Genomic DNA, 16,704 nt, shown 5'->3' with positions numbered 1-16,704 from the left:
CGTTGTTTGCGCTGGATGTGCAGGAATGAATTGCTGGTCTGTGCTGGGACTGGAACCCGATGCCGATACCCGCAGCATCAAGCGTCAGTACGCAACCCTGCTCAAACAACACCGGCCAGACGAAGATCCTGAGGGGTTTCAACGTCTGCGCGATGCCTATGAGGCGGCGCTGAACTGGTCTGCCGAATGGCAAGAAGTGCAGGCCTTCGATCCGGCCCCGACATTTACCCCGCTTGATGTCCTGCCGCTGAACGACGGTTCGACCCCAGGCTGGAAACTGTCCGAGCAACTGCTTGAGGGCATCACGGCAGATAACCTGGTCGAGCGCATGGAACAGGCTCGCACGAGTTATTGCGAAGCGGAGTTTGAAGAGCGTTTGCTGCACCTCTGCCTGTCGAACCCGGAAGTCATGAAGGAACTGGCAGAGCCTGGCGTAGAGCACTTTTACTGGCTGACGCCATGGCAACGTCAGGATATTCACTACGCTGCCACCGAACCCGTATTGAACTATCTGCTGAGCCATGCCGAACGCCAGTTGCATGGCGCATTGGACACAGGAAACATCCAGCGCTTGCTGGACCTGTGCCGTAACCTTGAACAAAAAGCCTGGCTACAGACTCTCGACCGTCGCCAGTGGCTCAATGAGTGTCTGGCCCGGCTGCTGCTCAATGCCACGTTCTGGTCCAATCCGTTGTTCGACGCAGTGTGTGCCCGGCAAGGCTGGAAACAGACAGGCAACCTTACGCCCTGCCCGGAGCCCTATTGGAGCGAACTGCTGCTACGCAGTCGCAACACCGATTTTCTGGAGGAGCAACGGCGTCTCGCCACCCAGAAAAGCGAAAGTCCGGACTCCAGAGCCGCCCGCCTGTTGTTTCAGCCCATGCAAGAGGATGCCCGAGTGCAGCTCACGGCTGCATTCAACAAGGCTGACTGGCAGATGTGCGAACAACTGGCCCATATCGTTGAGCACCGCTATCCACAACTGGCAAACGAAATGCCGGGCATGGACCCTTACTTCTGGCGTCCGCTGCAACGCAGCCCGGCGGTATGGGCGCTGCCCCTTGCAATACTCGGTTCAACCGGGGAAATAGCCTTCAACGATTACTTTCGTCTGGGCAGCAGCCTGCTTGAAACACTGAGCACGATGCTGGAGATGGCCGCACTGTTCGGTTTGTTGGCCTGGTGCGTGAACCGAGTGTGTCGAGCTGTTGCCCTGAATGCCTGGCGCACGGACAAGGCTCTGAGAGAGCGTTGCGGCCACTGGCTGAGCCTACGACGTCCCACGCCATTGCCGCTACGTGAAAGTCTGCCGGGGTGGTTGCTTGCGATACCGGCCTTTCTGGCAGGTGGCATTGGCGCACTGCTGGTCTACACGGCAGTCCAGTTGGGCCTGGCCTTGCTGAGCCGCACGTCCTGGCCAGACCGTTGCAGGCAGGTGTTTACAGAATCACCGCCCGGGTCATGGCTACGGGAAATAAGAGTCGGCATAGTCTTCGGACTGTTGGCCTCTTCGCTCTGGGTAGGCCTCGCCATCATCAACTACCGCCCGCTCGGCGAAGATCAGGGCATGCAACCCTGGCCACTGCGCCTGTGCGCAACTCTGGATGACACTTCGCCGCCCTGTCAGATACAGGTGACACGTCAGCAATGGTACGCACCTTCCACGCAAGGAGGCCGACCATGATCAGTACTCGCGCCTTTGTTGTGGCCGTATGCGTGTTTCTGGGGATTGCCTGGCTGCACCAGACACTCGTGCCTTCTCGCGCAAAACCCGAGTATGAATCAAGCCGATTGCTGAACATGAACAAATGCCTGGCTTACAGCGATACGTTGCTGCGCATTCGTTATCACTTTTACCAGACCCGTTACGACGACGTGATCGCTCGCAATCCCTCTCCAAGCCGGACCTTCAGCGGCTTCGGCATGGGTACTGGCGAAAAATACTCTGCAAGTCCCTGCTCCTTTTATGTGAGCAGCCTTTACGAAGGGTCCAGCCCTCTGGACATAGCAACCCATGATTACGTCCAGGCCTATGACAATCTGCGCCCTGAAGCCCGTAAGGTCGAACAGTTGTACGTTGAGCGCTACCCCGAAATACCGATCGCACGCCAGCTCAATGAGTTGATCACCCAAAGAATGGACGAGCTGTACGAACGTGCGCCTGCCTTCAATCAGGCGCTCGAACAACCCATGCTGCAATTACGCAGCAACCAACTCGAAACCATCGAACAACGCCTCGGGCGCGATCAGCACTGGCACACGCTCAATTTCATGCTGGTGGCGCGTCAGGCCATCAATCAACTGGATGAGCAGGCCGGCAGTCAGCGTCTGACTCCCGAGCAGGTTCAGGCCTTGCACAGCTCATTACTGGCAGCCTGGACCGATGCTGAAGACTACTTCAAGACCTTGCCACGCCTGACCGCAGTCGGGGGCGGCAAACCTGTATGGCGCGAGATCAGCGAGCCGGCCAAGACCTGGATCGACGCCTTGGCTACCCTGCAACAACACTGGACCGCCCGGGCAGAACCCGAGCAATTGAGTAACGATTTCATCGTCGTAGACAACGGCTATGACCGGATGTGGACGCTGTATAACCTGGCGGCCTTTGGCAAGTATTGAGCGCCTTTCACCGACTCAAATACGAAAAACGCCCCTTGAACGGCTTGCCGATCGGGTCGGCCAGGTCGCCATGCTTACTGGTGGTCAGGCCCAGGTCCACCAGTGATTCGGCGAGTTTCACGGCGGCGCTGACGCCTTCCACCACGGGCAGGCCGATGGCTTCGCTGAGCTGGCGAGGCAGGTCGGCCATGCCGCCGCAGCCCAGCACGATGGCACCGGCACCTTCTTCGTCACGGGCGCGGCGGGCTTGTTCGATCATGCGTTCGATCAGCTCCGGGCCGCTTTCTTCCAGGGCCAGGACCGGCAGGTCGATGCAGCGCACCGAGGTACAGAGTTCGCTGAAGCCATAACGTTGTAGCAAGTGCTCGGCAATGATCCGCGTGCGGCTCAGGGTGGTGACGACGGCAAAGCGGGTGGCAATCAGGCCCGCCATGTGAAAGGCAGCTTCGGCAATGCCGATGACCGGTGCCGTGGCGTATTCCCGGGCGGCCAGCAGGCCGGGGTCGCCGAAGCAGGCGATGATGTGGGCGTCGACCTGTTGCTCCCTTCCCTTGCGCACTTCCTCCAGCACGCCCAGCGTGGCAATCGCTTCGTCAAAATGCCCTTCGATGGACACAGGACCATCGTCGGGGCTGCAAGCGATGATTTGCGTGCCCGGCCTTGCGATGGCTTGTGCGGCCAGCCCGATCTTGTGGGTCATGGCATCGCTGGTATTGGGATTGATCACTTGAATACGCACAGGGCCTCCTTCAGCGCCGTTTGAAAATGCCATGAATATTATCGGCACTCAGGATTGTATACAGAAATAGTGCCATGTTGGATTACCGATCAGATAGCCCGATTCCAATCCCGTCTGCCTGAATATGCCCTTTGCTCATGCCCTGAATGCACTCCAATCGAGCAAAATCGCCCTTTTATCGTGCACTGCAAACGCCACCGGGTATTGATCCGCCACACTCACGTCCCCTCCTTGAACTCATGCCCGGCAACACTCTGCGGGCTTTTTCCCGAACAATTCAGGCCATGGCATACGTCTTGCGTACAGGATCGTATACAAAAACGCCATTACGCGTACCCAGCTACAGCGATGGCCCAAACGAGGGAGGGAATGCAATGACAGACCAACGCCCAGCCGGTTATAGCCCGCGCCTGCACAATGAGGATCTGGGGCCGATCCCCCAGAAGTGGACCTGGTACAACATCTTTGCCTTCTGGATGAGCGACGTGCACAGCGTCGGCGGTTATGTGTTCGCCGCCAGTCTGTTCGCCCTCGGGCTGGCAAGCTGGCAGGTGCTGATCGCGCTGCTGGTGGGCATCTGCATCATTCAGGTGATCGCCAATTTGGTGGCCAAGCCCAGCCAGCAGGCTGCGGTGCCCTACCCGGTCATCTGTCGCCTCGCCTTCGGCGTCTTCGGGGCCAATATCCCGGCCATCATCCGCGGCCTGATCGCGGTGGCCTGGTATGGCATTCAGACTTATCTGGCGTCCAGCGCCCTGGTGATTGTGGTACTGCGCTTCTTCCCGGAACTGGCCGCTTATCAAGACGTGAGTTTCCTGGGGCTTTCCTATCTGGGCTGGTTCGGCTTCCTGACGCTCTGGGTGGTGCAGGCGATTGTGTTCTGGTCGGGCATGGAGTCGATCCGTCGCTTCATCGACTGGGCTGGCCCTGCGGTCTATGCGGTGATGTTCGTGTTGGCAGGCTGGATCGTCTGGCGTGCGGGCTGGGACAACATCAGTTTCACCCTGGCGGAAAAAGAGTTGTCCGGCTGGGCGGCCTTTGGTCAGGTGATCATGGCCATTGCGCTGGTGGTGTCGTACTTCTCCGGCCCTACCCTGAATTTCGGCGACTTCAGCCGCTACTGCCGGAGCATGGAAGACGTGCGTCGCGGCAACTTCTGGGGCCTGCCCGTTAACTTCCTGGCGTTCTCGCTGGTAACGGTGGTGATCGTTTCCGGCACCTTGCCGATCTTCGGCGAGATGATCCACGACCCTATCGCCACTGTGGCCCGTATCGACAACACCACTGCCGTGCTGCTCGGCGCGTTCACCTTTGTTACAGCCACCATCGGCATCAACATTGTCGCCAACTTCGTTTCGCCGGCCTTCGACTTCGCCAACGTGGCACCCAGCCGTATCAGCTGGCGTGCAGGCGGGATGATCGCGGCAGTCGCGTCCATCTTCATCACCCCATGGAACCTGTTCAATAACCCGGAAGTGATTCACTACACCCTGGATATCCTGGCGGCCTGTATCGGCCCGCTGTTCGGGATTCTGCTGGTGGACTACTACCTGGTGAAGAAACAACAGATTGATGTCGATGCCCTGTTCAACGACACCCCGAGCGGTCGTTACTGGTACACCAATGGCGTGAACCGTGTGGCCGTGACCGCTCTGCTCCTGAGCGCGCTGGTGGGCCTGTGCTTTACCTTCATCCCGTGGTTCAAGCCGATTGCCAACTTTGCCTGGTTTACCGGTTGCTTCCTGGGTGGCGTCTTGTATTACGGCCTGACCCTGTGGCCACGCAAGCAGCCTGAGAATGCGGGCAGCCCGGTCGTCCAGAACTGAAAAACCTGCCGGACAGGTCTCCTACAGGGCTTGTCCGGCTATTAATCTGCACCGCTTTTGTCTGCATACACGGGTAAAATGCCGCCTCTGCCACCGCCGAGCCGAACATGACCATTACCCGCCACGCCCAGATCGACTGGGACGAACAAGGCAACCCGCATTCCCGCGCCTTCTCCGATGTGTATTTCTCCACCGAGTCCGGTCTTGCAGAGACGCGCCATGTGTTTCTGGTGCAGAACGACCTGCACGCGCGTTTCACGGCTTTGCCTGCGGGCGAGCGACTGGTCATCGGTGAAACAGGTTTCGGCACCGGACTGAATTTTCTCTGCGCCTGGCAGTTGTTTGAGGAATGCGCTCACCCCGAGGCGCGGCTGCATTTCGTCAGTGTCGAGAAATTCCCTCTCAACCACGCCGACCTGCAACGCGCCCTGGCCTTATGGCCGGAGCTGGCAGCTTTTGCCGAGCCGTTGCTCGCTCAATACGTCGCCGTGCATGAAGGCTTTCAGCGGCTGGTCTTCGACGAAGGGCGTGTCACACTGACGCTATTGATCGGCGATGCTCTGGAGATGCTGCCGCAACTGGACGGGCAGATCGATGCCTGGTTCCTCGACGGTTTTGCGCCAGCCAAGAATCCCGAAATGTGGACGCCGGAACTGTTCAGCGAGCTTGCCCGTTTGTCTGCGCCGGACGCCAGCATTGGCACTTTCACCAGTACCGGCTGGGTTCGCCGCGCCTTGAACGCGGCAGGTTTCAAGATGAAGCGTGTGCCGGGCATCGGCCATAAATGGGAAGTGCTGCGCGGCAAGTTCATTGCTTGGCCTGAAGAGGCTCCACTGCCCTCGCCCATCAAGCCATGGTTCGCCCGGCCCGCGGCATTTGAGGGTGAACGCAAGGCGCTGGTGATCGGTGCCGGGCTGGCCGGTTGTGCCACAGCAGAGAGCCTTGCCAGACGCGGCTGGCAAGTAAGCCTGCTGGAGCGTCACGCCCAACCGGCGCAAGAGGCCTCGGGCAATCCGCAGGGCGTGCTCTATTTGAAGCTTTCGGCACACGGCACGGCCTTGTCGCAGTTGATCCTCAGTGGTTTCGGCCACACGCGACGGCTGCTTGAGCGTCTGCAACGGGGTGTCGACTGGGACAATTGCGGCGTGCTGCAACTGGCTTTCGACGACAAGGAAGCCCAGCGCCAGCAGCAACTGGCCGAGGCTTTCCCCGAAGAGCTGCTGCATCGGCTGGACCAGCCTTCTGCCGAGGCACGCAGCGGTGTAACCCTGCGTTGGGGCGGGCTGTTTTTCCCTGAAGGCGGCTGGGTTCATCCGCCAGCGCTGTGTCATTCGCAGATAGCGCACCCGAGTATCAAACTGATTGCGCATCACGAAGCACTGGAGTTGCGTCGCGTCGATTGCCAATGGCAGGCCTGGGATCAGGAGCGACTGATCGACAGCGCGCCGGTCGTGGTGCTGGCAGGTGCTGCGGATATCAAGCAGTTTGCGCAAAGCGCCGACCTGCCACTCAAGCGTATTCGCGGGCAGATCACTCGTCTGCCAAAGACTGAAACCAGTCAGGTGTTGCGCACGGTGGTCTGCGCTGAGGGTTATGTCGCTCCGCCAAGGATGGGTGAGCACACTTTGGGTGCCAGCTTCGATTTCAACAGTGACGACCTGAATACCAATACCGCCGATCACCTGAGCAACCTGCAATTGTTGCAGGAGATATCTGACGACCTGACCGCCCGTCTGGGTGCAGCTCACCTGTCACCAGAAGAACTGCAAGGCCGTGCGGCCTTCCGCTGCACCAGCCCGGATTACCTGCCGATTGTCGGGCCGTTGGCGGACAGGGAAGAGTTCATTCAGGCGTATGCGGCGCTGGGCAAAGATGCGCGGCAAGTGCCGGACACCGCCTGCCCGTGGCTGGACGGGCTGTACGTCAACAGCGGTCATGGTTCACGGGGCCTGATTACCGCGCCCTTGTCCGCCGAACTGATCGCCGCCTGGCTGGATAACGAACCGCTGCCATTGCCCCGCAGCGTGGCAGAAGCCTGCCACCCAAACCGTTTTGCGTTGCGGGGGTTGATTCGCAGGCAGGGGAAATGATCTGTGTTCTTCGCGAATAAGTTCGCTCCTACAATTTTTCTGTGGGAGCGAATTCATTCGCGAAGACCTGATAGAGAAATGTCGTATGAAACGCCGTCGTCACGAATGAATTCGTTCCCACATCAACAGGCGATAGCCGTTATCCTCAAGGCATGACCTCTTCCAACCGGGCATACCGATGTTGCATGTGCAAAACGTATTCAAGAGCTACGCCTCGGCTCAAGGCCCGGTAGAAGTGTTACGGGGTGTCGATTTGCATCTGGAGCGTGGCAGCAGTCTGGCGCTGATGGGTGAGTCGGGCAGTGGCAAAAGCACGTTGCTGCATCTGGTCGCCGGGCTGGATCAGATCGACAGCGGCACCATCACTGTCGCCGGGCAGCAGTTGAACAACATGAGCGAAGCCCGGCTGGCCAACTGGCGACGAACCGAAATCGGGCTGGTGTTCCAGCAATTCAACCTGATCGAAAGCCTCAAGATCGAAGATAACCTGGCGTTTCAGGCACGTCTGGCCGGGCGTCATGACCCGATCTGGCAGGCGCAACTGGTTGAACGCCTCGGTTTGGGTGACTTGCTCAATCGTTATCCCGAGCAGTTGTCCGGCGGTCAGCAGCAACGTGTGGCCATCGGTCGCGCCCTTGCTTCGCGCCCTGCTCTGCTGTTGGCCGATGAACCCACCGGCAACCTCGACGAAGCCACCAGCGATGAAGTGCTGCAATTGCTGCTGGATCTGTTGAGTGACAGCAGCACCAGCCTGTTGATGGTCACTCACAGTTCTCGTGTCGCTGAGCGATTGGCACACAAGGTCACCTTGCACAGGGGGCGCCTGGTCGTTAAAGGCGAAGACTGATATGCGAGTGTTTTATTGGACATTACGCGCCCTGCTCAGCCATTGGCGTCGCCATCCGGTGCAGTTTTTCAGCCTCATCACCGGGCTCTGGCTGGCCACCAGCCTGCTGACCGGCGTTCAGGCCTTGAACAGCCAGGCACGGGAAAGCTATCAGCGGGCCAGTCAGATGATCGGTGGCGAGCCGCAAGCCAGCCTGACAGCGCCCAACGGCGCAGCCTTCCCCCAGAGTCTATTCATCGAGCTGCGACGAGCTGGCTGGCCGGTATCGCCCATGGTGCAGGGCCGCATCACGCTCAAAGGGCTGGAGGATCAACGCCTGCAACTGATCGGGATCGAACCGGTGACGCTGCCCGGTGGTTCCGCAGTGGCCGGGCAAACGCTGGATACCCAACAAGTCATCGACTTTTTAGCCCCGCCGGGCGCGACCTGGATTGCCCCTCAGACGCTTCAAGCACTGGGCCTGCAAGAAGGCCAGCGCCCGGAAACCCATGACGGTCTGGCACTGCCGCCTTTGCACATCAAGGCAGATATGGCCCCAGGCGTCTTGCTGACTGATATCGGCTTTGCCCAACCGCTGCTGCACTTGCCCGATCAAGTGACCCGTTTGCTGCTGCCCAAGGATTTTGCTGCTGACAATCCGGTTCTGCCTCCAGCTCTCGGCGAACAACTGGTGATCAAAAAGAGCGGTGAAGAAAACAATCTGCAACGTCTGACTGAAAGCTTTCATCTGAACCTGAATGCGCTGGGTGTGCTGTCCTTCGTGGTCGGGCTGTTTATCGTGCATGCCGCCATTGGCCTGGCACTGGAGCAACGTCGAGGTCTGCTGCGTAACTTGCGTGCATCAGGGGTCAGTGCTCGCTTGCTGATCACTGCTCTGGCTCTGGAGCTTGGAGCAATGGCTTTGCTCGGCGGGCTGCTGGGCGTGGTCAGCGGCTATCTGCTGGCCAGTCTGCTATTACCGGATATCGCGGCCAGCCTGCGGGGGCTTTACGGGGCCGAGGTGGGCGGGCAATTGAACCTGAATATCGGCTGGTGGATCAGCGGCATTGCCTTGAGCCTGACCGGTGCGTTTCTGGCCGGGGCCAACAGTCTGTTGCGGGCTGCACGTCTGCCATTGCTGGCTCTGGCCAATGCACAAGCCTGGCACCAGGCACATGCCAACTGGTTGCGGCGTCAGGCCTGGATTGCCGCAGGCAGTGCGGTCGCGGCCTTGGGAGCCTGGATTTTCGGCAACAGCCTGACCTGGGGTTTTGTGCTGATTTCTGCCTTGTTGCTGAGCGCGGCGCTGGGTTTACCGGTCGTGCTCGATAAGTTGCTGAGCGGTTTGCTGAAACGCAGCCGTTCGGTGTTGGGCCAATGGTTTCTGGCTGACTGCAAACAGCAATTGCCTGCCTTGAGCCTGGCGTTGATGGCCCTGCTGCTGGCCATGGCAGCCAATATCGGCGCAGGCAGCATGACGTCGGGCTTTCGCCAGACTTTCAGTCACTGGCTGGAGCAACGCCTGAGCGCAGAACTGTACGTCACGCCACACACCCAGGATCAGGCCCGCGAGATGCAGACCTGGCTGGGCAAGCAACCGGTTATCACGGCCGTGCTGCCCAACTGGCAGGTGCCGATCCAGTTGCAAGGCTGGCCTGCGGACCTGTTCGGGATCATCGAGCATGAGACGTATCGCCAGCACTGGATATTGCTGGAATCGACAACTGAAGATCCCTGGAATCAGCTCGCCCACGAAGACACCCTGATGCTCAGCGAGCAACTGGCCAGACGTCTCAAGCTCGGACTGGGCGACACACTGAGCATTCCCGTCCCGGTCGGTAAATGGTCGCCACGCATCGTCGGTATCTATGCCGACTACGGCAATCCCAAGGGTCATCTGCTGGTCAATGCCAACCACCTGCTTGAGCACTGGCCGAATCTGACACCCATTCGTTTCAACCTGCGAATCGATCACGCAGCCATACCGCCACTGGTAAGCGAACTGCAAAGCCGGTTTGCCCTCGACGACAATCGCGTCATCGATCAAAGCCAGCTCAAGCAGTGGTCGAATCAGGTGTTCGAGCGCACTTTCGCCGCCACCGCCGCCCTCAACAGCCTGACGCTGGGCGTCGCGGGCGTGGCGTTGTTCATTGGCCTGCTGACCCAGAGCCAGAGTCGACTCGGGCAGTTGGCCCCGCTCTGGGCGTTGGGGGTTACGCGCCGCCAGTTGATGCTGCTCAATCTGGGCCAGACCTGGTTGCTGGCGACGCTGACATTGCTGCTCGCCCTGCCCCTCGGGCTGATGCTGACCTGGTGCCTGAATACCGTGATCAATGTCCAGGCATTCGGCTGGCGCTTGCCTTTGCAGGTATTCCCTCTGCAACTCCTGCAATTGATGGGGCTGGCGTTACTGGCCACCTTGCTGGCATCGGCCTGGCCCTTGCTGAAGCTGCAAAGGACCCGGCCAGCCGACTTGCTCAGGACATTCGCCAATGAAAACTGACTGGCTGCGACTGGTCGCCTTCACGCTGTTGCTCACGGCCTGCGACCAGCAATCGCCTCCTGAAAAAGGCTTTGCGGGAATGGGCAATCAGGCCGACGAGTTTGCTCAGGTCACGCCCGGTCGGGTGTTTTCGTTCCCTGAGGATCACGGCCCGCATCCCGGCTTTCGTATCGAATGGTGGTACATCACCGCCACTCTCAAGGATGAACAGGGTCAGGATTTCGGCGTGCAATGGACTCTTTTCCGTAACGCACTGCGGCCCGGCGCACAAGCAACGGGCTGGGGCGACAGCACGATCTGGATGGCCCATGCCGCCGCAACGTCCGCGACCCGACATCATGCCGCCGAGCGCTACGCTCGCGGCGGCGTCGAGCAGGCTGGCGTCAGGCTCGCGCCCTTCTCGGCCTGGATCGATGACTGGTCGCTGAGCAGCGACTCGCAAAACCAGAACCCGCTGGCCAGCATGCAGTTACAGGCCAGTGGCAAGGACTTCCGCTACCGCCTGCAACTCACATCCAGCAAGCCTCTGGTGCTGCAAGGTGAACAGGGTTACAGCCAGAAATCCGATCTGGGCCAGGGCTCCTATTACTACAGCCAGCCCTTTTTCGAGGCCAGTGGCAGCCTGGAAATGGATGGCAAGACCCATCAGGTCAGCGGTCGCGCCTGGCTGGACCGGGAATGGAGCAGCCAGCCCTTGACCGCCAACCAGTCCGGCTGGGACTGGCTATCCCTGCATCTGGCAGATGGCGAACAAGTGATGCTGTATCGCATGCGCCACAAAAGCGGCGAGCCTTACCTGAGCGGCACCTGGATCAACGCCGACGGCAAGACCCAAAGCCTGCATGCCCAAGACATCGACATGAAGCCCCTGAACGAAACCGAAGTCGCCGAGCGACGCTTGCCTACTCGCTGGTCGATCAAGATTCCGGGCAAGAATCTGGACATCACCACCGACGCCCTGAACCCCAAGGCATGGATGGGCGTGAGTATTCCCTACTGGGAAGGGCCGGTGAAGGTCAGCGGGAGTCAGAGCGGGGTCGGGTATCTGGAGATGACAGGGTATTAGGCGTTTTATTTTCGCCACCGGCTTGCTTATAACCGATTGATCTAAAACTCCCATAACTCCTCCGGGTCAGTTTCTGGGTGACTGCACTTTTTCAGTCACCTCCCCAACGGAAACCCGGTAAGGAATTATGTGCGGATTAGCAGGTGAATTACGTTTCGACCAACAACCAGCGGATCTGGCCGCTGTTGAACGCATAACCCACAATCTGGCGCCTCGTGGCCCGGATGCATGGGGCTTTCACAGTCAGGGGCCGATTGCCCTGGGCCATCGACGACTGAAAATCATGGACCTGTCCGACGGTTCGGCGCAGCCCATGATCGATAGCCACCTGGGCCTGTCCATGGCCTTCAATGGTGCTATCTATAACTTCCCCGAATTGCGGGCCGAGCTGGAAGGTCTGGGTTACCAGTTCCATTCCGGGGGCGACACCGAGGTGTTGCTCAAGGGCTACCATGCCTGGGGCGCGGATATGCTGCCCAAGCTCAATGGCATGTTCGCGTTTGCCATCTGGGAGCGCGACACTCAGCAGCTGTTCATTGCCCGTGACCGTCTGGGCGTGAAGCCGCTGTATCTGTCGCACACCGACAAGCGCCTGCGCTTTGCATCGACGCTGCCAGCCCTGCTCAAGGGTGGCGATATCAGCCCGATGCTCGACCCGATTGCCCTCAATCACTACCTGAACTTCCATGCCGTGGTGCCTGCACCGCGTACGTTGCTGGCCGGCGTAGAGAAACTGCCGCCCGCCACCTGGATGCGTGTCTACGCCAACGGCACGATCGAGCAGCAGACTTGGTGGACCCTGCCTTATGGTCCTCATGACGACGAGAAACACCTGACGCTGGAAGACTGGCGCGACCGCGTGCTGGACAGCACCCGTGAAGCGGTTGCTATTCGTCAGCGTGCGGCTGTGGATGTCGGCGTGCTGCTTTCCGGTGGTGTCGATTCGAGCATGCTGGTGGGCCTGTTGCGTGAAGTCGGCGTCGAAGACCTGTCGACCTTTTCCATCGGCTTCCAGGATGCCGGTGGCGAACGTGGCGACGAGTTCCAGTATTCGGACCTGATCGCAAAGCATTACGGCACCCGTCACCATCAGTTGCGCATTCAGGAAAGCGAGATCATCGAGCAATTGCCTGCGGCCTTCCGGGCCATGAGCGAGCCGATGGTCAGCCATGACTGCATCGCGTTCTATCTGTTGTCACGGGAAGTGGCCAAGCATTGCAAGGTGGTGCAGAGCGGCCAGGGCGCGGACGAGCTGTTTGCCGGTTATCACTGGTACCCGCAAGTCGATGGCGCCAGCGATCCCGTGGCGGCCTATCGTGCGGCGTTCGTGGACCGCAGCTACGACGAATACACCGCAACCGTGCAATCGCAGTGGCTGACCGCTACTGACGCGGCCGGTGATTTCGTACGCGACCACTTTGCCCAACCCGGCGCTACTGCTGCCGTCGACAAGGCCTTGCGCCTGGACAGCACCGTGATGCTGGTTGAAGACCCGGTCAAGCGGGTGGACAACATGACCATGGCCTGGGGCCTGGAAGCTCGTACACCGTTTCTCGACTATCGCCTGGTCGAGTTGTCTGCACGCATTCCCGGTCAGTTCAAACTGCCGGATGGCGGCAAACATGTCCTCAAGGAAGCAGCGCGACTGGTCATCCCTTCCGAGGTGATCGACCGCAAGAAAGGCTACTTCCCGGTGCCGGGCCTCAAGCATTTGCAGGGCGATACCCTCAACTGGGTGCGCGACTTGCTGCTGGACCCCAGTCAGGATCGAGGCCTGTTCAACCCGTCGATGATCGACACCCTGTTGACCAACCCTCAAGGCCAACTCACGCCGTTACGCGGCTCCAAGCTGTGGCAGTTGGCAGCGCTGAATCTGTGGCTCAGCGAACAAGGACTCTGATCGATGAAACACAATGCGACGGCTTACAGCCAACGATTGTTGCGCACACAGTCGCCCTCCTATGAACGTCTGCAAGCGCGCTTTGCCGAAGACGGCAGCCAGCCGGACAACGAGCCACTGGCTCTGCACTGCGGCTGGGGCCGCTTGCTGATCGGTCATACCTACCCCGACGCCGCTGCACTGGCCCAGGAGTTGCTCAACGAAAAAACCGGTGAACGCGACATCGCGCTGTACGTGGCTGCGCCCCAGCAGGTGCTGGCGCAGTCGCCGCAGCAGTTGTTCCTCGATCCGTCCGATACGCTGCGCCTGTGGTTCAGCGATTATCGTCCGGCGCAGCGGGTCTTCCGGGGCTTTCGCATCCGTCGTGCCCAGAACGAAGCCGACTGGCAGGCCATCAACAACCTTTATCTGGCGCGGGGCATGCTGCCCATCGATCCGGCCTTGCTGACACCACGTCATCAAGGCGGGCCGGTCTACTGGCTGGCAGAGGATGAACGCAGCAATGCGGTGATCGGCAGCGTCATGGGCCTGAATCACCAGAAGGCGTTCAATGACCCGGAAAACGGCAGCAGCCTGTGGTGCCTGGCGGTTGATCCGCAATGCACGCGCCCCGGTGTGGGTGAAGTGCTGGTGCGTCACCTGATCGAGCACTTCATGAGCCGTGGCTTGAGCTATCTCGACCTGTCGGTGCTGCATGACAACGAACAGGCCAAGGCGCTGTATGCCAAGCTGGGGTTTCGCAACCTGCCGACCTTCGCCATCAAGCGCAAGAACGGCATCAATGAATCGCTGTTTCTGGGGCCTGGGCCTCAGGCGGACTTCAACCCTTATGCGCGGATCATCGTCGAAGAGGCCCATCGTCGCGGCATTGATGTGCAGGTCGATGATGCCGATGCGGGCCTGTTCACTCTGAGTTACGGCGGACGCCGCATTCGCTGCCGCGAATCGCTCAGCGACCTGACCAGCGCGGTCAGCATGACCCTGTGCCAGGACAAGAGCCTGACCCACAAGGCCCTCAAGGCCGCTGGCCTGCATGTGCCTGCCCAGCAACGTGTGGGCAATGCCGACGACAACCTGGCGTTTCTCGAAAAACACGGGCGGATCGTGGTCAAGCCGCTGGATGGCGAGCAAGGCAACGGTGTGGCCGTGGATCTGCGCACCTTCGATGAAGTGCAGAGCGCTATCGAGTGTGCCCGTCAGTTCGACAGCCGGGTCATTCTGGAAAGCTTCCACGAAGGCCTGGACCTGCGCATCGTGGTCATCGGTTTTGAAGTGGTGGCGGCTGCGATTCGCCACCCTGCCGAAATCATTGGCAACGGTCGCCATACCATCCGCCAGTTGATCGAAGCTCAAAGCCGTCGTCGCTCTGCTGCCACCGATGGTGAAAGCAAGATCCCGATGGATGAAGAAACCGAACGTACGGTCCGCGACGCGGGCTATGACTATTCCAGCATCCTGCCAATGGACCAGCGCCTGGCCGTGCGCCGCACCGCCAACCTGCACACTGGCGGCTGCCTTGAAGACGTCACCGCAACGCTGCACCCGGTCCTCACCGACGCCGCCGTGCGTGCCGCCCGGGCGCTGGACATTCCGGTGGTTGGCCTGGACCTGATGGTGCCTGCCGCCGACCAGCCGGAATACGTGTTCATCGAGGCCAACGAACGTGTCGGCCTCGCCAACCACGAACCTCAACCCACTGCCGAACGCTTTGTCGATCTATTGTTTCCGCACAGCTTGCCTGTGCATGGGTGAACCGTAGCTGCAAGCTTTAAGCCTCAAGCTACAAGCCGGCCTGATCTTGCCGCTTACAGCTTGAGGCTTGTAACTACCTCAAGGAGCCCTTGATGCCTGTTGAAAAAATTCCCGATCCGGATCTGAACTACCTGCAGAAAGTCCTGCTGGAAATGCTGGCCATACCGAGCCCTACGGGTTTTACCGACACTATCGTGCGCTATGTCGCCGAACGCCTGGAAGAATTGGGCATTCCGTTTGAGCTCACTCGACGCGGCACCATTCGCGCCACGCTCAAAGGCAAGCAGAGCAGCCCAGACCGGGCCGTCTCGGCGCATCTGGACACCATTGGCGCCAGTGTTCGCGAGGTCAAGGATAACGGGCGCCTGGCACTGTCGGCTGTGGGCTGCTGGTCCAGCCGTTTTGCCGAAGGCAGCCGGGTCAGTGTGTTCACCGATACCGGCGTGATCCGTGGCAGCGTGTTGCCGCTAATGGCCTCCGGTCATGCGTTCAATACCGCCGTGGATGAAATGCCCATCAGTTGGGAGCATGTCGAACTGCGCCTGGATGCCTATTGCACCACCCGCGCCGACTGCGAATCCCTGGGCATCAATATCGGTGACTTCGTGGCTTTTGACCCGCTGCCGGAGTTCACTGAAAGCGGCCATATCAGCGCCCGCCACCTGGATGACAAGGCCGGTGTAGCAGCCTTGCTGGCGGCGCTCAAGTCGATTGTCGAGAGTGGTGCCGAACCTCTGATCGATTGTCACCCGCTGTTCACCATCACCGAGGAAACCGGCACCGGTGCAGCAGGCGTATTGCCCTGGGACGTGAGCGAGTTCGTCGGCATCGACATCGCTCCGGTCGCAGTCGGCCAGCACTCCAGCGAACATGCGGTGAGCGTGGCGATGCAGGATTCGGGCGGACCTTACGACTATCACTTGTCCCGGCATCTGCTGCGCCTGGGTGTCGAAAACGAATTGCCCGTGCGTCGGGATATCTTTCGCTATTACTACAGCGATGCCCATTCGGCGGTGACGTCGGGCAATGATATCCGCACTGCGCTGCTGGCCTTTGGTTGCGATGCCACCCATGGTTATGAACGCACGCATATCGATAGCCTTGCGGCCCTGAGCAAACTGCTGGGCGCCTACATGCTCAGCCCACCGGTATTCGCCAGCGACGCCAAACCGGCCCAGACTTCACTGGAGCGGTTCAGTCATCAGATTGAACATGACACCCAGATGGAGTCCGAGACCCGCGTGCCGTCCGTGGATAGCCTGCTGGGGCAGAATCGCGAAGAGGTTTGATGTGTCAGTGCCTTTCGCGAATGAATTCGCTCCTATGTATGGACTCGCCCCCACTGTCAACCCGCTTTGCTTTTGAACACCGCTACCCGGTTGC

11 protein-coding genes are annotated in these 16,704 nt (G+C 59.9%); 10 read left to right on the top strand and 1 reads right to left on the bottom strand.

Annotation, left to right across the window (positions count from 1 at the left end):
• Positions 1-25: 25 nt before the first annotated feature.
• Positions 26-1,684, top strand: a complete 1,659-nt coding sequence (locus tag K5D32_RS15450; protein ID WP_260407405.1) for a J domain-containing protein — start codon at positions 26-28, stop codon at positions 1,682-1,684.
• Complete coding sequence (locus K5D32_RS15445; protein ID WP_221600901.1) at positions 1,681-2,619, top strand: DUF3829 domain-containing protein; 939 nt, start codon at positions 1,681-1,683, stop codon at positions 2,617-2,619. Before K5D32_RS15450 ends, K5D32_RS15445 begins: the two co-directional genes overlap by 4 nt.
• A gap of 7 nt (positions 2,620-2,626) precedes the next feature.
• On the opposite strand, the gene K5D32_RS15440 is transcribed toward K5D32_RS15445, so the two are convergent.
• Positions 2,627-3,358 carry an aspartate/glutamate racemase family protein gene (locus K5D32_RS15440; RefSeq protein ID WP_221600899.1) on the bottom strand — a complete coding sequence of 244 codons (732 nt, stop codon included), beginning with the start codon at positions 3,356-3,358 and terminating at the stop codon, positions 2,627-2,629.
• Positions 3,359-3,732: 374 nt separating this feature from the next.
• Between K5D32_RS15440 and K5D32_RS15435 the strand changes: the two genes are divergently transcribed.
• The 8 genes from K5D32_RS15435 (at position 3,733) to K5D32_RS15400 (ending at position 16,610) form a co-directional block, all read left to right on the top strand.
• Positions 3,733-5,184 carry an NCS1 family nucleobase:cation symporter-1 gene (locus K5D32_RS15435; protein WP_221600897.1) on the top strand — a complete coding sequence of 484 codons (1,452 nt, stop codon included), beginning with the start codon at positions 3,733-3,735 and terminating at the stop codon, positions 5,182-5,184.
• A 107-nt stretch (positions 5,185-5,291) separates the two neighbouring features.
• A complete protein-coding gene (gene mnmC / locus K5D32_RS15430) occupies positions 5,292-7,274 on the top strand; it encodes a bifunctional tRNA (5-methylaminomethyl-2-thiouridine)(34)-methyltransferase MnmD/FAD-dependent 5-carboxymethylaminomethyl-2-thiouridine(34) oxidoreductase MnmC (RefSeq protein ID WP_221600895.1) in 1,983 nt (660 codons plus the stop codon).
• A gap of 178 nt (positions 7,275-7,452) precedes the next feature.
• Positions 7,453-8,121 carry an ABC transporter ATP-binding protein gene (locus K5D32_RS15425; protein WP_221600893.1) on the top strand — a complete coding sequence of 223 codons (669 nt, stop codon included), beginning with the start codon at positions 7,453-7,455 and terminating at the stop codon, positions 8,119-8,121.
• Position 8,122: 1 nt separating this feature from the next.
• Positions 8,123-10,603: an ABC transporter permease gene (locus K5D32_RS15420; protein WP_221600891.1), complete on the top strand. Its 2,481-nt coding sequence runs from the start codon at positions 8,123-8,125 to the stop codon at positions 10,601-10,603.
• Positions 10,593-11,669: a lipocalin-like domain-containing protein gene (locus K5D32_RS15415; RefSeq protein WP_221600888.1), complete on the top strand. Its 1,077-nt coding sequence runs from the start codon at positions 10,593-10,595 to the stop codon at positions 11,667-11,669. Before K5D32_RS15420 ends, K5D32_RS15415 begins: the two co-directional genes overlap by 11 nt.
• 127 nt (positions 11,670-11,796) lie before the next feature.
• A complete protein-coding gene (locus K5D32_RS15410; RefSeq protein WP_221594120.1) occupies positions 11,797-13,569 on the top strand; it encodes an N-acetylglutaminylglutamine amidotransferase in 1,773 nt (590 codons plus the stop codon).
• Positions 13,570-13,572: 3 nt separating this feature from the next.
• Positions 13,573-15,321 carry an N-acetylglutaminylglutamine synthetase gene (gene ngg / locus K5D32_RS15405; protein WP_221575572.1) on the top strand — a complete coding sequence of 583 codons (1,749 nt, stop codon included), beginning with the start codon at positions 13,573-13,575 and terminating at the stop codon, positions 15,319-15,321.
• Positions 15,322-15,413: 92 nt separating this feature from the next.
• Positions 15,414-16,610: an osmoprotectant NAGGN system M42 family peptidase gene (locus K5D32_RS15400; protein ID WP_221526884.1), complete on the top strand. Its 1,197-nt coding sequence runs from the start codon at positions 15,414-15,416 to the stop codon at positions 16,608-16,610.
• Positions 16,611-16,704: the final 94 nt, after the last annotated feature.

The organism is Pseudomonas cichorii, from assembly GCF_019719005.1.
Taxonomy (GTDB): domain Bacteria; phylum Pseudomonadota; class Gammaproteobacteria; order Pseudomonadales; family Pseudomonadaceae; genus Aquipseudomonas; species Aquipseudomonas cichorii_E.
The sequence above is the reverse complement of the archived record's forward strand: the minus strand, read 5'-3'. Positions and strand labels throughout refer to the sequence as shown.